Source organism: Pedobacter sp. ok626 (genome assembly GCF_900100435.1).
Taxonomy (GTDB): domain Bacteria; phylum Bacteroidota; class Bacteroidia; order Sphingobacteriales; family Sphingobacteriaceae; genus Pedobacter.
Genome location: NZ_FNEX01000001.1, coordinates 275,886 through 291,964 on the forward strand (window position 1 = coordinate 275,886; position 16,079 = coordinate 291,964).

Below are 16,079 nucleotides of genomic sequence, written 5' to 3' on the forward strand. Positions count from 1 at the left end.
AATAAACCACATGGATCAGAAGACTTATATCAAATCGCTGTATATCATTGCTGTACTTTTTTTTGTCTTCGGCTTTGTGACCTGGATCAATGCCATGCTCATTCCTTATTTCAAAATTTGCTGTGAGCTGAATAATCTCGAATCTTATTTTGTAGCGTTTGCTTTTTATATCTCTTATTTATTCATTTCTTTCCCTGCCTCATTATTGCTTAAAAAAGTTGGTTTTAAGAACGGAATGATGATCGGCTTTTTCGTGATGGCGATTGGTGCTTTTATATTTGTTCCTGCCGCGCTGATGCGTAATTATTTGCTCTTCTTAATTGGCCTTTTCACACTGGGAGCGGGACTCGCGGTATTACAGACTGCTGCAAATCCTTACGTAACCATATTAGGTCCTAAAGAAAGTGCAGCAATGCGTTTCAGCATTATGGGAATCTGTAATAAGTTTGCGGGTATTCTTGCACCTTTGCTTTTTGCTGCGGTTATACTCAAGTCTTCTGATCAAGCCTTGTTTGAACAGGTTAAGTCCATGCAGGCAATAGAACGGGCACCTTTACTAGATGAGCTGATCAGAAGGGTTATCCTACCTTATTCATGTGTTGGAGTGATTCTGATACTGTTAGGCTTTCTGGTTCGTTTCTCCTCTTTACCCGAGATTAATACAGAAAAGGAAGATGAAGTTACGGCGGAGTCAAATAAAGGAAAACATCACATTTTTCAGTTTCCACACTTGATCCTGGGTGCCATTGCGATATTTGTGCACGTAGGTTCGCAGGTTATTGCGGTAGATACCATTATTGGTTATGCCCATTCTATGGACATTTCGCTTTTAGAAGCCAAGGTATTCCCTTCTTACACCCTTACCGCTACAATTGTTGGTTATGTTTTGGGAATTTCGCTGATTCCGAAATATCTTTCTCAGGTTTTTGCGCTGCGTGCATGTATTCTACTTGGGATCCTGTTCACTTTATGCATCGTGTTCTGCAATGGCAGCGTTACGATATTAGGGCATCGGGCAGATATCTCCATCTGGTTTATCGTATTGCTTGGCTTTGCCAATTCCATGATCTGGGCGGGGATATGGCCATTGTCTATGGACAGGCTTGGGCGTTTTATCAAAATTGGCGCTGCAATTCTAATTATGGGACTTTCTGGAAATGCAGTGATGCCATTGGTGTATGGTCACCTTGCTGACGTTTATGGATTGCAAAACGCCTACCTGGTGCTTTTGCCATGTTATCTATACCTGTTGTTCTATGCTTACAAAGGGTACAAGCTTGAGCGTTGGCTTAATTAATAAAAATCACCTGTTATGATATGTTACCAATTTTAAAATGAATTTAAACGTTTTTTACTTAGATGAAGATGCCAATACGGCTACGGATCAACTTTCGGAGAAACTAGCGGCCTATCCAAAGCATCATTTAACCAATAATTCATGGCCTCAAATCCCTACCGACTGCGTTGCAGACTTTGTGATCGCACATACGGAACGAGAGATCCTGATCAAATTTACAATAGCTCATGATTACTTTCGTTCCATAGTAAGACCGATTAATGGCGAAGTGCACCTGGATAATTGTGTGGAATTTTTTATTGCTTTTGATCAATCCGGACACTATTACAATATTGAATTCAATTGTCTTGGGATTGGGAAAATTGGCTATGGTAAACAAAAGCAGGGAAGAACATTACTGGAGGAATCCGTAGTGCAAAAAATCCATACCTGGACAAGATCTGATGTTAAGGATGGCGCATTTAATTGGGAGATGGTTTTGCGTATTCCTGTCGATACTTTTGTATTTCACCAAATTGAAAGTCTTGATGGCCTGGCTGCAAGAGCCAATTTTTATAAATGCGGAGATGGATTGCCAAATCCTCATTTTTTATGTTGGAACAAGATTGTATCGCCAACACCTGATTTTCACCGTCCAGACTATTTTGGGGCAATTCAATTCATGCCTATAGCGGAGGTGTTCAGTGGTTTTAACCCTTAATTTTATTTTTTTTAAAATAAATTAGTGCACGTGCCCGTTTTTTTAATATATTAGCATTTAGATAGTTGTAATCTTAGTCCGGATTAGATTTCAGCACATTACTTAATCAACTAAACAACCAAACAAGATGAATAGATTTTTACTTTTGCTGCCTTTGATATGGACCTGCAAATCAGATGTTGTGCAGCCCAGGACACAAAAATCAGAAGGCCCGGTGGTATCAGTATCTACACCAGGTCAGACTGCTGCATCTGCAACGATTAAATTTAGTGGATATACCTGGACTGTCAAAAGCGGAGCAGGGATGGGCCCCGGACCGAACACCTGGGCAGAACAGAATGCCTGGGTAGACGCGGGCGGATTGTTGCACCTTAAAGTTTCTTACAATAGTGCCACCTCCAAATGGTTATGTGCTGGAATTACTTCGACAGAAAATTTCGGATATGGTACTTATCAATGGCAGGTTCAAGGCCCGGTAAGTACACTGGATAAAAATATCGTGGCCGGACTTTTCCATTATTCTGGTCCTGATGGATACAATGAACTGGATGTCGAATTTGCGCGCTGGGGAGATTCCGCTAAACCCAATGTAAATTATAGTGTATATCCAGCTGCGGGAACCACTGGAAAACAACAACGCATCACCACAGAATGGGCGCAGTCTGGAGGAACAGCCAGTACACACAGGTATATCTGGACGGAGAACTCGGTGGTGGTTAAAAGTATGAACGGTTTTTATAACGATGATACGAACCTCTTTTTTACACATACTTTTGTACCGCCTTTATCTGTTATTCCAACAGCAAAAATGCCGGTAAAAATGAACTTATGGTGCTTTCGTGGCCTGGCACCAAGCGATGGTAAAGAAGTGGAAATCGTCATCAGGAGTTTTAAATTTACCCCCGCTTCGTAGCCCTTTTTTTTGACTTTTAGTCGTGTACGTAAACGAGTAAGGTCTTTTGTTTATTAATTTACAGCAAAGGATTAGCTGGAACCTGAAGAGGCTCATGCTGATCTCATATATCAAACCAAATCAAATCGCTAATGAAAAGGATATATTTAATGACCATGATGCTCGTATTTTCCATGTTGAGTAGTTTTGCGCAGGTCAGTCCCGCCCAGGGGACATCGTTTAGGCTGACTGGGCAGGTAACCGATGCAAAAACGAATGAAACCTTAATCGGTGTTTCAATTCGAGTAGAAGGAATGGATAAAGGCACCGCTACTGACAAGAATGGTAATTTTAGTCTGGCGCTAAACCCCGGCGCCGTGATTTTGATTAGCTATATTGGCTATCAAAATCAGCGCGTCAATGTTGGTGATCGCAAGAGCTTAAACATTAAACTTGCTCCAAGCGCGCAGCAGCTTTCTGAAGTCACCATCAATGTAGGTTACGGAACTCAGAAAATTAAAGAGGTGACGGGTGCAGTTGGATCCATTACTGCCAAACAGATGGATAACCATGCCCTTGGAGATGTCAACACAAGTTTACAGGGAAAGATTGCTGGTCTTCAGATCACCAGCAATTCCGGTGAGCCTGGTGCTGGCGCAACAGTGCGGATCCGGGGGGCATCTTCCATCAACGGAAGTAGTCAACCCCTATATATTGTAGATGGGGTTCCCATCAATTCAGATACCTATGGTGGTGGATTGGTAGATGATGCTTCTACTTTTAGTCCTTTAGCTGATTTAAATCCACAAGATATTGAATCTATAGAAGTGCTGAAAGACGGAACTGCATCAATATATGGTTCCAGGGCTTCCAATGGGGTAATTATCATTACCACCAAAAGTGGAAAGAATGCCAAAAAGCCTGAAATTCAGTTTTCAGCTAATGGAAGTGTGGCAAACATTACCAGGAAAATAGGGGTGTTGGATGCGCCACAGTTCAGAAGTGCGTTTATGGATGCGGTTTATAATTTTACAGGGGCGCAGACGACTAAAGTGTCTGTCATCGATTCTTTGCATCCTTATTATTCCAAGTCTAACAATTGGCAGGACCTGATGTATCGTTCGGCATTGCAGTACAAAGCTGATGTGAGCATCAAAGGTGCTTCTAAAGACAACAATATGAATTACTTCATTAGCGCCGGATATAAGGACATCAATCCCATTATCATCGATACTAAATTCAAACAAACCTATGCTTCTGCAAAGGTCTACTATACCGTAAATAAAGTCATTTCCGGGAATACAAATTTCAATGTATCTACCAACGACTACAATAGAATATTGAGCGGGTTAAGCAATCAAAGTGCGATATACCAGGCTTTAAGCACCATGCCGGTATATAGTCCATATGATCCGATTAATGGGCAACTCATTCCACTTTTGGAGGGTAGTAAACCCAATCCAATTGCCATTGCTGATCTGGCCGCCAATAAAATCAACCGCTGGCGCATGTTTGGAAATCAGGATTTCAGGGTCAAAATTGCAAAAGGCCTGGAGTTTAAAACAACCTTAGGATTTGATTATTCGAATACCGAAGAAACCAATTTTACACCACAGGCTTTGTTACCACAAGGTCAGATCAGTTCGTCATACCTCACCACAGGCAAAAACTACTCTTTCATCAATGAGAATACCTTGAATTACCGAAGAACGATAAACAAAGATCACAACCTGACTTTGCTGCTCGGTCAGTCTTATCAGAAGTTTACCGACAACAATGTGAATGTGATTGGAAGGGGCTTAATTGATGCAACAATTACCTCGATCAACGGTACTTCGGTCGTTTCTCTTTATAACCAGAATATAGAAGAGCACAGTTTGCTCTCTTATTTTGCCCGTGCAAATTACGATTACAAAGGAAAATACCTTTTTTCTGCAGTAATGCGGGCAGATGGTTCTTCCAGATTTGGAGCGGACAACAGATTTGGCTATTTTCCTTCCTTCTCGGCCGGCTGGAGATTATCTCAGGAAGACTGGTTTAAGCAACTGAGTTTTATTTCGGATGCAAAGATTCGTGGAAGTTATGGGGTAACCGGTAACCAGTCTATCGGTAATTATGCCTGGCAGGGCGCGTTAAATACCAATGGTACCTACCTGGGGAATGTCGCTATTGTTTCTAACGGCGTGCCAAATGCTTCTTTAAAATGGGAAACAACCAAACAATCAAACATCGGGCTGGACCTGGCTTTTCTTCAGGACAGAATTCGTTTTACAGCGGATGCTTACCTGAAAAAAACAACCGGACTGTTATTTGATGTTGCGGTTCCGGGTACAACAGGCTATGCTACCGTACCTGCAAACTTTGGCAGTCTACAAAATAAAGGTCTTGAATTTACGCTTTCGACGGTTAATCTGGATCGAGCGTTTAAATGGAATTCTACTTTCACCTTATCCCTAAATAGAAATAAGGTGCTTGCGCTTCCAGGAAACCAGGATTATCGGCCAAACATCTACAACATGGCCAGGGTTGGCGAAACTGCTGGCGTATTTTACGGACTAAAGGCTTTGGGCGTATATGCTTATGATGCGGATAACGTTTATCAACGCAATGCAACAAGCGGAGCTGTGGTGCCTTACCGCCAGGGTTCTGCAAATGGAGCGATTTATAAAGGTGGAGATGTGATTTGGGAGGATGTTAACGGCGATGGCATCATTAACGATGCTGATTTACAAGTAATCGGAGATCCTAATCCAGATTTTACGGGCGGTTTTCAAAATGAGTTCAGTTATAAAAATTTCGCACTTACAACCTTAATTACGTACAGTTTTGGTAATGATGTGTTTAATGAAGTGAAACGAAACCTGGATGCTTCACCATATGATCAGAACTTAACAACCGATCAATTGAGAAGATGGAGGAAACAAGGCGATGTAACAGATGTTCCAAGATTGGTGAAAACAGATCCAATGTTAAACTATGCCATTTCGAATCGCTTTGTAGAAGATGGTTCCTTTATCCGGCTGCAAAATGTGGCGCTCAATTATAGAATTCCAGCCAAAATGCTGAGCAAATTTAAAATCAGCAATGCTACTGTCGGATTCTCGGTGGTTAACTTACTCACATTTGGCTCTTATACAGGATATGATCCGGAAGTCAGCTCGTCAACAAATGCACTTGCTGTTGGTGTAGACCGCGGATCTTTCCCTAGAACCAGAACTTATAATTTATCATTGAACCTTAGTCTTTAATACCATGAAAAGAAAAGATTATAAAATATACAGTCTTATCCTGATCACCCTGGTTTTCTTATCCAGCTGTAAAAAGGCTTTAGAAATTGATCCTACAACTTCTTATTCGAGTTCCAATTTCTGGACAGAAACACCACAGGCTACGGCAGCGTTGTATGGAGCATACACGCTTTTGCAAGGCGCCATGGCTCCGGAATTTGTCCTTTATGGAGAAGGAAGAGCAGATAATGTGGTGATCAATCCACTGGCTCTAAGCTCGCAAACATTGAATCTGCTGACTAACAACCTTAATTCAAGTCTTCCGATTACCAGCTGGAATGGTTTTTACCAGGTAGTTAATCAGAGCAATTTAATCCTGAAAAATACCTTGGAAATGAAAGCCAAAGGCTTGTACTTAGGTAAAGATGCTGAATATGCCAGTGTACGTGGCCAGGCTTATGCCATGCGTGCTTTCTGTTATTTCTACATGACCCGAATCTGGGGTAAATTGCCTTTGGTTACGCAACCGTTATTGGATGCAAATCAGAATGTAACCATTACACGTTCAGATACCACTGCTGTTTATACCCAAATTCAGTCAGATCTGGATTCTGCATCAGTCATGCCAATCCCTGCTTCTTATAGCACATCTTCAGCTACCCGGGCACAGTTTACCTTAGGGGCGGTGAACGCGTTGTATACGGATTTCTATATGTGGCGCCACCAGTACAGTAATGCACTTGCTGCCTCACAAAAAATCATGAGCAACTCCACTTATTCGCTTACCTCGCTTTACAGCGCTTCATCAACTGTAGATTATAACGTAAATCCAGCTTTAATTGACAATACTGCTTATGCGCAAATGTTTACCAAGGGATTTGCAACGGAATCTATATTTGAAGTAGATTATAATTTCGCAGAGCGGGCTACCAGGTCATTTTTAATCACCGTCTATGGCGACATAGGCTTTCAGCCTTTCTTTAAAGCCAGCGGTTACCTGTCCAGTAAATTTACATCAACCGATCTGCGGTCTAAAATTAACTTTGATACCAACTCTGGCATTGTCAAATATTTTGAGAAATCAGGATTTGTTCGCGGAACACAAGACGATAAAAACGTCATTGTTTATCGCCTTGCTGATATCTTGCTATTGCGTGCAGAAGCCTTGAATAAAACTGGCGACGTTCCGGGTGCCATGACCCTGGTGAACCAAATCCGTACACGTGCGGGTGCTGTAGCCTATACTGAAGCTTCTTATAATGGCTTAAGTACAGACCAGATTGAAGACCTAATCCTGGATGAACGCGCAAGGGAACTTTGTTACGAAGGAAAAAGATGGTTTGACCTGGTGCGTACTGGTAAAGCGATTAAAGTGCTTAAACCCATCAACGGCCTTAGCCAGACCGAAAATTACCTTTGGCCAATCAGCCTTGCCGAAATCAGATTAAATCCTTTGTTGGATCAAAATTCATATTATCAATAAAATATCAAGAGATGAACAAATTAAATCTTTACTCAAGAGCACTGTTTCTCTGCATGTACCTGCTCACTATGCTGAGTTGTGGCAAATTCGAACTTTTGAAAAATGAGGATAGTAATGGATCTGATGCTGGTGCTAACCTCAAATCGCAGACTATACAGCAGTTTTTACTGGCTGACCACAGTTCTGACTTATCGGAACTTGATCTTTTCGCAACAGCGGTGAAGCGATCCGGCCTGATGGACACGCTTGGCAAAAGCGATGATTATACCGTAGTATTCCTGAGCAATTCAGGAGTAAAACAGTTATTGTCGACTGTTGGTTATGCTACTGTAGATGCTGTGCCTCCGGTTATTCTTAAAAACCTGCTGGGTGACCTGATCATTAGAGGTAAATTAAAATCTACTGACCTTAGCCTCAACGAAACACGGAAAATAGAAACCATTAACGGGAACTACATTTATTACTCCAGAACGGCAAGCACATCAGATCAATATGTTTTGAGCATCAATCAAAATCCAACATTGGGTTCTTCTTCTGCATTGGTAAGATCTCAGGATCTGGAGTTTAAAAATGGTGTTGCACAAGTTACCTCACAATTTACTTTTTACCGCTTGTTAGACGATAAACCAGATGATGCTGATCCGGCTGGAAATGTAATTACCCAAAAAATTAAAGTCGCTAAAGATGTTTTTATCCGTGGTGGTTCAGGTAATTCTAATGCGAATTTTAACGATCCGGCGACGATGGATCTGAAAGCAATCAGTGCTGCGGATGCTACAGTAGGACGTATTGGTGTGATGCAGTATCCATTGGATAAACCAACTTTTGGTGATAAAATCGGCGCGGCCAGAATGTACGTTTATATTTATAATACCGGACTAACGCCGACAACTACATTCTCTTTTTCTGCACATTTGGGCGAAAACAAGGATTGGGTAGAAAATACAATTACCTGGAACAATGCACCAACCTATAATGCTGTTCCAATGTCTACCTTACCAATACCTGGTGCCACCGTAGGTTGGGTTTCTTTCGATATCACCTCTGCAGTTGCTCAACTTTACGCCAATAATGGAACTTTCATCAATGTGTTTTTAAGGCACAACGTTGATAATTTCATCAAGCTTAGACCAAAGGAGTTTTCTGACGGTCTTTTCGCTGCTTACATCATGCTGAGTTCGCCACCGCAAACGCTTTTGAAACTTGGACAGGTCAGCGTACTTAACGTTGCTGCTGCCAAACAGATTGTACCGCTATCGCTAACCAATCTGAAAATGGAAGGTACCGCTGATAAAAACATCACTTACACGGTGAAACAAGTTCCAGTAGCTGGGTTTTTAGTGAAATACGGCATTCCACTGGCAGCAAATGCTTCTTTTTCTCAGGCTGATATTGCAAAAGGGGCGATTAAATATTTGTATAACGGATCTGGTACCAGCGATCAAATCATTTTTGAGGCTAGAGATCAAAACGGCGGTTATTTTGAGTCGCCACTAAAACTGGATATTGCAATCCAATAATCAATTGCTTAAGCTTTAAAGTTTTCAATGAGAATTGGATGTATTTAAGGGGATATAAAAGATGGAAATTATTGATAAAAACAATAAATAGATGAAAATAAAAGTATTTTTCCTGATGCTGCTAAGCACATTTTTTCTGCAGGCAAAGGCATTTCAAAAAGAGATAAGCGATCCGGTTTCGCCATTTCCAGTAAGGGGATTTCATCTCGATCTGCGCATTCAGGCGATTCCTATGCCAGCACTTAAAAAACTGGCTTTGCAATTGGTCAAAGGCGGCATCAATACATTGGTTATGGAATGGGAAGGGACTTACCCTTTTCAGGAAGAACCTCTGATTGCCAATCGCTTTGCATATACCAGGGATGAAGTAAAAGCTTTTATCGCTTATTGTGGTACGATCAATTTAGATGTGATCCCGCTCCAACAGAGTTTTGGACATGTGGAATACATCCTGAGAAACCCGAAATATAAGGACCTGAGAGAGGATCAGAAGGATTACTCTCAGGTTAATCCAATACGTGAGGCAGAGGCAAAGAAGCTATTTATCACACTTTACAAAGACTTAATTTCAACACACCATTCTCCATATATTCATATTGGTGGTGATGAAACCTATTTGTTAGGCCATTCAGAAGAATCTAAAAAGAAAATTAAAGCCGTTGGCATCGGAAGGCTATATGGAGATTACATCAAAATGCTCTGCGATGTGGTGGTTGGATTGGGTAAAAGACCGGTACTTTGGGCAGATATTGCCTTAAAATATCCTGAAGCATTGAAAGGATTACCCAAAGAGACCATTTTTATCGACTGGAACTACGGATGGGATATCAATATGTTTGGCGACCACCAAAAACTGATGCAAAGTGGTTTCGAGATCTGGGGCGCGCCATCCATCAGGAGTCACCCGGATAATTATTTCCTTAGCCAGTGGGCAAAACACTTTAAAAACATTACTGATTTCGTTCCCATGGCAAAGGAGCTGGGCTACAAAGGCATTGTCATGACTTCATGGTCTACTTCAGGATTGTATTCGCCGGTATTTGAAACTACCCGGGACATCATTGATCTGTATGCGATCCGACGTGTATACCCAATCAGTGGGTTTAACATGCTGATCGCAGCCTTTCTGGAATCTATCAAAACTGCAAAACCACTTGATGCAGATATTTTCATAAATAGTTATGCCCAGTTGCAGTATGGTCTGTCAAAAAATGACGCAAGGAAGTTTTGGAAAGCGATCTCAACTGTTCCATATGAAATTACACAGGGAAAACCGATCAATACAGAGCTGAGTATTGATCAGATGCTGGATAGTACAAGAAATGCATTATCGATCCTTGGGAAACTCAAACCAGTAAAAAATGTAACGGAATTTGAGCACTACCGCTTAATGGCCGCTATCCGTGTACAATACCTCAGTTACCAATCTATAGAATCCAGGGCAAATGCGGCAGGAATGACTGCAGAGCAACTTAAGCCATTGATTACCGAACTTGAAGCATTGCACACCAAAGAACTGGATAAAAAATTTATCGCACTCAATTCAGCTGTGATGTATCCGGCCGAAATGGCACAGGAGAATGAACTCAGAAATGGAAAAATCCAGGTATTGCTCCAAAGATTGAAAAGGCTTAGGTAATGTCAATTATCCACCATTTAAAGATGATAAAATTGTATAAAATAGTATATAGCTACCTGCTTTTTACGTTCTTGATCGGAACGGCTGGCCACGCTGCTATGCAGCAATATTCAACACCCGACAGACTGGAGATGCATTGGCAAGTTTACGAGAACCATCACCTCGGAAAAGACCAGACACTTTTTTCAATTGGCATTCGGAATGGGGCGAAAGAAGCTTTTCCAAGTACGGGCTGGAGAATTTATTTTAACCTTGGTAAAAGAGTAAGTACGGTTGTCGGAACCGAGCAATTGAAAATCATTCATGTCAATGGTGGTCTTTACTATATTTCTCCAGGTAAGGATTTTAAAGCGCTTGCTGCCGGCAAGAGTATGGCACAACAATTCATTTCCAATTCCTGGGTAGTCAATAAGAGCGATGCGCCCCAAGGATTTTATTTGGTGTGGGACAATGCGGCCAGTATTGGTATTCCATTGCCTAATGTTAAAATAGCTACTCCCGCAGATTCGCATAAAATGGATCGGTTTGCTGGGGATCGGGAACTTAGTTCTGCACAGCATTATGCATTGAACGAACGGGGAAAAACTGAAAAAGGGGGACAGCGGAAAATATTTCCCAGTCCATTATTTTACAAAGAAAGACCTGGTTACTTTAAACTTGATCATACGGTTGACATCGTAACAGATCCTGAATTTAATGCCGAAGGGCAATTGTTTGCTGATGAATTGAAATTGTTGATCGGGAAAAGACCGGCAGTTACGAACGGGAGTAAAACGCAGGCAACCATTCGGCTTAAAAAAGATCCATCGGTTAAAAAAGACAGTTATACACTTAGTGTATTACCATCTGGTATCCTGATTTCTGCCAATAATCCACGTGAAATCCATTATGGGATACAGTCCTTAAAAGTCCTTTTAGATCCTTCTGCTTATGCCACAAATGCAAAGACGAAAGCCATACAAGTCAAATGTGTTGCGGTAGAAGATCGTCCTAATTTTGGCTTCAGGGCAATTATGCTGGATGTAGCCCGGAACTTTCAATCTAAGCGGGAAGTGATGAAGTTGATCGATTTATTGTCACTATACAAATTTACCACACTTCATTTTCACCTCAATGACGATGAAGGCTGGCGTTTGCAGATCAATGCACTGCCCGAATTGACCAGTGTAGGTGCAAACCGGGGTCATGGCATTAACGAACAGAACAGTCTGATGCCTGCTTATGGATCTGGACCACTGGCTGGAAAATCATCGGGAAGCGGCTTTTATTCAAGGGCTGACTTTATCGAAATTTTAAAATATGCAGCGCGAAGGCACATCAATGTCATTCCGGAAATAGAAACACCTGGGCACGCCCGCGCTGCGATTGTTTCGATGCAGGCCAGGTACAATAACCTGATGAAATCTGGTGATACAATTGGTGCAAAAGCTTATTTGCTGAGGGATATGGCAGACACTTCCGTTTACCGTTCGGTACAGCAATGGAATGATCATGTGATGGATGTATCCATGCCTTCAGTATATCATTTTCTGGAAACAGTGACCGATGAAATCGTAGATATGTATAAACAAGCAGGGGCTCCCTTGCAAACGATACATTTCGGTGGAGATGAAGTACCCGCTGGGGTTTGGACAGGATCACCATCTGTTAACGCACTGAAAAAAAAGCATCCGGAAATCAAAGACGCAACAGACCTTTGGAACTACTTTTTTGGCCGCCTTGCCAGCATGCTGGATCAAAGAAAACTATATCTCTCTGGCTGGGAAGAAACTGCATTGCGAAAATCAACTATAGCCGGGGGTAAAAAATGGCAACCCAACCCTTTATTCCTGGACAGGAATTTCCATGTAAACGTATGGAACAACATGTCTGGTAATGAAGATCTGGCCTATAGATTGGCCAATTCGGGATATAAGGTCATCCTTTCTTTTGTAACCAATTTTTATTTCGATATGGCTTATGTCAGGGAATTTGATGAGCCTGGTTTTAATTGGGGTGGTTTTATCAATCTGGAGCAAGCGTATAAATTTATTCCTTTCGATTACCTGAAGAACCAACATACAGATTATGTGAACCGGCCACTACCCAAAGCTATGCTTCAGAAATTTGAACCATTAACCGAGGCAGGAAAGCAGAACATATATGGTATCCAGGGGCTGCTTTGGTCTGAAACTGTACAAACAGCCGAACGACTGGAATACATGTATCTGCCAAGGCTTCTTGCACTGTCAGAGAAGGCCTGGGCTGCACAACCAGAATGGGCGGTATCAGCCGATACGGCAAAAGCGAAACAATTGTATGAGCAGGACTGGCATAGGCTGACCACATCGGTGGGAAGGGAATTGAACCGGCTGGATCATTATGCGGGTGGCTATGCTTATAGAATTCCTACACCGGCAATCCCAACGGCGGGAATGGTTAGCGCCAATACAGATATTCCTGGATTTCAGATCCGCTACACCACTGATGGTACTGTTCCAACTGTAAAAAGTAAACTGTATCAACAACCTGTACCAACATCAAAAGCGCTTCGTTTTCGAGCCTTCAATAGTTTAGGAAGGGGAGGGATGGTTGCCAAAAATGACGAACTATAAATGGAAAAGATCAAGATATATAATGGTAAAATAGTTACGCCACATCGTGTGATTAATGGCGGCTGTATCCTAATCGAAGGGGGAAAAATTTTAGCCGTAAGTGCCGAAAATATCGAGTTTGAAGGCGCAGTGGAAATCAATGCGATGGGGAATTATATTTCACCTGGATTTATTGATTTGCATGTACATGGTGGTGGTGGGCATGATTTTATGGATAACGAGTCTGAAGGTTACCTGGCCATTGCGGAGTTGCATGCCAAACATGGTACCACCGCGCTCATGCCCACAACATTAAGCAGTGAGCACCAGGATTTGCTAGATACTTTAAGCATATATGAAACTGCTCATGCTAAAAATACTAAAGGGGCACAGTTTATAGGAATACATATTGAGGGGCCTTATTTCTCTATGGAGCAAAGGGGCGCACAAGATCCAAGATACATCAGGGCACCTGTACCTGCGGAGTACCAGGAAATTATTGCGGGTTCTAAATCTATTAGACGCTGGAGTGCAGCACCAGAGCTTGAAGGAGCCCTGGAATTTGCCCAATATTTGTGTGGAAATGGCATTTTACCGTCCATTGCACATACCAATGCCATTTACGAAGAAGTATTGCCGGCCTTTGAAAAAGGGTTTAGTCACGCTACACATTTTTATTCCTGCATGTCTGGCGTTTCGAGGCGAAATGCTTACCGCTATGCTGGGGTGATTGAAAGCGCATATCTGCTGGATGCCATGACCGTCGAGATCATTGCCGATGGCGTTCACCTTCCTGCCCCCTTGCTTAAACTGGTACTCAAGATCAAAGGTGCAGATCGGATAGCATTGGTTACCGATGCGATGCGTGCTGCAGGCATGCCTCCCGGACCAAGTATTTTGGGAAGTAGACGCGATGGCCTGGAGGTTATTGTTGAAGATGGCGTAGCCAAATTAAAGGATCGGACTGCCTTTGCTGGAAGTGTGGCAACGATGGACCGGCTGGTGAGGAATATGATGGTGATGGCAGATGCCACACTTGAGGATGCCGTTAAAATGGCCTCCCTTAGCCCTGCAAATATCATCGGGATTGGCGACCGAAAAGGATCGCTTGTGGCAGGTAAAGATGCAGACCTTGTGATATTTGACGGGGAGATAAACATTACGGAAACCATAGTTTCTGGAAAAAGAGTATATACAAAACCAATTTAATTTGATATCCAGTGTTGTTAGAAAAAGATTTAAAACTACCAGAAGTTAAGATTTACGAGTCGAGAAAATTAATGGGAGCGGCGGCTGCAAGCCGACTTGCCCAAGAGATAGAAGTGTTTTTGAAAAGTAAGGATTGCGTTAACATCATATTCGCCGCAGCCCCTTCACAAAATGAATTTTTGGCTGCGCTTTTTTACGAGAATATCAAATGGGAGCAGGTCAATGCTTTTCATATGGATGAGTATATCAATTTAGATGTGCATGCACCCCAAAGGTTTGGAAATTTTTTAAAAGAGCGTTTATTTTCGAAGTACAATTTTAAGTCGGTTCATTACCTGGATGGAAATGTCGATGACATTGACAGCGAATGTAAACGGTATGCCAGCTTACTTGAAAACCATCCCATTGATATCGTTTGTATGGGAATAGGTGAAAATGGACATCTTGCTTTTAATGATCCGCCGGTAGCCAATTTTAATGATCCGGAAATGGTAAAGGTGGTTGAGCTTGATCTGCCTTGCAGGCAACAACAGGTTAATGACGGTTGTTTTGCTAGTCTCGTAGCTGTTCCTACCCGAGCCCTGACCTTAACCATTCCTCTCTTAATGAGCGCTAAAGTAATCAATTGTGTGGTGCCGGGCACCGCAAAAGCACAAGCTGTTTTGAATACTTTAACTCAGGCCATATGCAGTGATTTCCCTTCTACGATCCTGCGGAAGCATACTGGGGCCGTACTTTTCCTGGATACGGATAGCAGTAAATATATTTTATAATAGCTCGAAGAATTCTACTTTGCCAGTTTCCATTTTGTAAATACCGCCAACGATTTTGATCTCGCCTTTTGTTTCCATTTCCTTTAGGATAGGACTCTTTTCTCTAATCGTATGGATACTTAGTTTTACGTTTTCGAGGCAGATATGATCGACATATGTTTTGTTTTTAGAAGTCTTTTCTCCTTCGAATGGGGTATCTGCATTGATCACAGGGCGAATTTTCGAGAGTAACGCTGTAATGTTTCCAAGTTTAACATCGTCGATGGCAGATTTTATCGCTCCGCAATGCTCATGTCCTAAAACAACAATGACTTTTGATCCTGAGACTTTACAGGCGTATTCCAGACTTCCTAAGATATCCTCGTTTACAATATTACCAGCTACGCGAGCGACAAAGAGATCTCCAATTCCACGATGGAACACATCTTCTACAGGAATACGGGAATCCAGACAGGATAAAATTACGGCTTTAGGGTATTGCCCCAGTGCAGCCTCGCGAATTCTAGTGGAAGTATTTCGAATCGTTAAGGCATCGGCAACAAAATCCTCATTTCCTTTTTTTAGAATATTCAGCACTGTATCCGGTGTTAATTTCGCCTGTTGTTCGGCGGTTAAAACTTTTGCCGAGAGTACTTCATCGCTGTCTATTTCAATTATTTCCTTCTTCTTTCCCATATCATTAGGAGATTTTGTATTGTTTTGGCATGCAATTAAACCAGTCGCTCCTAAGAGTAGGGCGGTCATTAGTGTTTTCGAAATGTTCATT

11 protein-coding genes are annotated in these 16,079 nt (G+C 42.0%); 10 read left to right on the forward strand and 1 reads right to left on the reverse strand.

The window, feature by feature from the left end; all coding sequences use genetic code 11:
• Positions 1-10: 10 nt before the first annotated feature.
• The 10 genes from BLS35_RS00990 (at position 11) to BLS35_RS01035 (ending at position 15,313) form a co-directional block, all read left to right on the forward strand.
• Positions 11-1,297, forward strand: a complete 1,287-nt coding sequence (locus tag BLS35_RS00990; protein WP_090776918.1) for a sugar MFS transporter — start codon at positions 11-13, stop codon at positions 1,295-1,297.
• Between the two features lie 37 nt (positions 1,298-1,334).
• Positions 1,335-1,997, forward strand: a complete 663-nt coding sequence (locus BLS35_RS00995) for a carbohydrate-binding family 9-like protein (RefSeq protein WP_090776919.1) — start codon at positions 1,335-1,337, stop codon at positions 1,995-1,997.
• Between the two features lie 127 nt (positions 1,998-2,124).
• Positions 2,125-2,910, forward strand: coding sequence for a glycoside hydrolase family 16 protein (locus BLS35_RS01000; protein ID WP_090776920.1), 786 nt, complete (start codon positions 2,125-2,127; stop codon positions 2,908-2,910).
• A 131-nt stretch (positions 2,911-3,041) separates the two neighbouring features.
• Entirely contained in the window at positions 3,042-6,137 is a 3,096-nt protein-coding gene (locus BLS35_RS01005; protein WP_090776921.1) for a SusC/RagA family TonB-linked outer membrane protein, read from the forward strand.
• A 4-nt stretch (positions 6,138-6,141) separates the two neighbouring features.
• A complete protein-coding gene (locus tag BLS35_RS01010; protein ID WP_090776922.1) occupies positions 6,142-7,599 on the forward strand; it encodes a RagB/SusD family nutrient uptake outer membrane protein in 1,458 nt (485 codons plus the stop codon).
• Between the two features lie 11 nt (positions 7,600-7,610).
• A complete protein-coding gene (locus BLS35_RS01015) occupies positions 7,611-9,119 on the forward strand; it encodes a CBM96 family carbohydrate-binding protein (RefSeq protein ID WP_090776923.1) in 1,509 nt (502 codons plus the stop codon).
• A gap of 91 nt (positions 9,120-9,210) precedes the next feature.
• Entirely contained in the window at positions 9,211-10,758 is a 1,548-nt protein-coding gene (locus BLS35_RS01020; RefSeq protein ID WP_254778588.1) for a family 20 glycosylhydrolase, read from the forward strand.
• Between the two features lie 32 nt (positions 10,759-10,790).
• Positions 10,791-13,352: a family 20 glycosylhydrolase gene (locus BLS35_RS01025; protein WP_165973187.1), complete on the forward strand. Its 2,562-nt coding sequence runs from the start codon at positions 10,791-10,793 to the stop codon at positions 13,350-13,352.
• Entirely contained in the window at positions 13,353-14,540 is a 1,188-nt protein-coding gene (gene nagA / locus BLS35_RS01030; protein ID WP_090776925.1) for an N-acetylglucosamine-6-phosphate deacetylase, read from the forward strand.
• An 11-nt stretch (positions 14,541-14,551) separates the two neighbouring features.
• Positions 14,552-15,313: a glucosamine-6-phosphate deaminase gene (locus tag BLS35_RS01035; RefSeq protein ID WP_371328232.1), complete on the forward strand. Its 762-nt coding sequence runs from the start codon at positions 14,552-14,554 to the stop codon at positions 15,311-15,313.
• Here BLS35_RS01035 and BLS35_RS01040 read toward each other — a convergent pair.
• A complete protein-coding gene (locus BLS35_RS01040) occupies positions 15,308-16,078 on the reverse strand; it encodes a carbonic anhydrase family protein (RefSeq protein WP_207909064.1) in 771 nt (256 codons plus the stop codon). The genes BLS35_RS01035 and BLS35_RS01040 overlap by 6 nt on opposite strands.
• Position 16,079: the final 1 nt, after the last annotated feature.

Coding starts and splice junctions, on each gene's coding strand:
- BLS35_RS00990 (WP_090776918.1), top strand. CDS start 11: ATGGATCAGAAGACTTATATCAAATCGCTGTATATCATTGCTGTACTT.
- BLS35_RS00995 (WP_090776919.1), top strand. CDS start 1,335: ATGAATTTAAACGTTTTTTACTTAGATGAAGATGCCAATACGGCTACG.
- BLS35_RS01000 (WP_090776920.1), top strand. CDS start 2,125: ATGAATAGATTTTTACTTTTGCTGCCTTTGATATGGACCTGCAAATCA.
- BLS35_RS01005 (WP_090776921.1), top strand. CDS start 3,042: ATGAAAAGGATATATTTAATGACCATGATGCTCGTATTTTCCATGTTG.
- BLS35_RS01010 (WP_090776922.1), top strand. CDS start 6,142: ATGAAAAGAAAAGATTATAAAATATACAGTCTTATCCTGATCACCCTG.
- BLS35_RS01015 (WP_090776923.1), top strand. CDS start 7,611: ATGAACAAATTAAATCTTTACTCAAGAGCACTGTTTCTCTGCATGTAC.
- BLS35_RS01020 (WP_254778588.1), top strand. CDS start 9,211: ATGAAAATAAAAGTATTTTTCCTGATGCTGCTAAGCACATTTTTTCTG.
- nagA (WP_090776925.1), top strand. CDS start 13,353: ATGGAAAAGATCAAGATATATAATGGTAAAATAGTTACGCCACATCGT.
- BLS35_RS01040 (WP_207909064.1), bottom strand. CDS start 16,078: ATGAACATTTCGAAAACACTAATGACCGCCCTACTCTTAGGAGCGACT.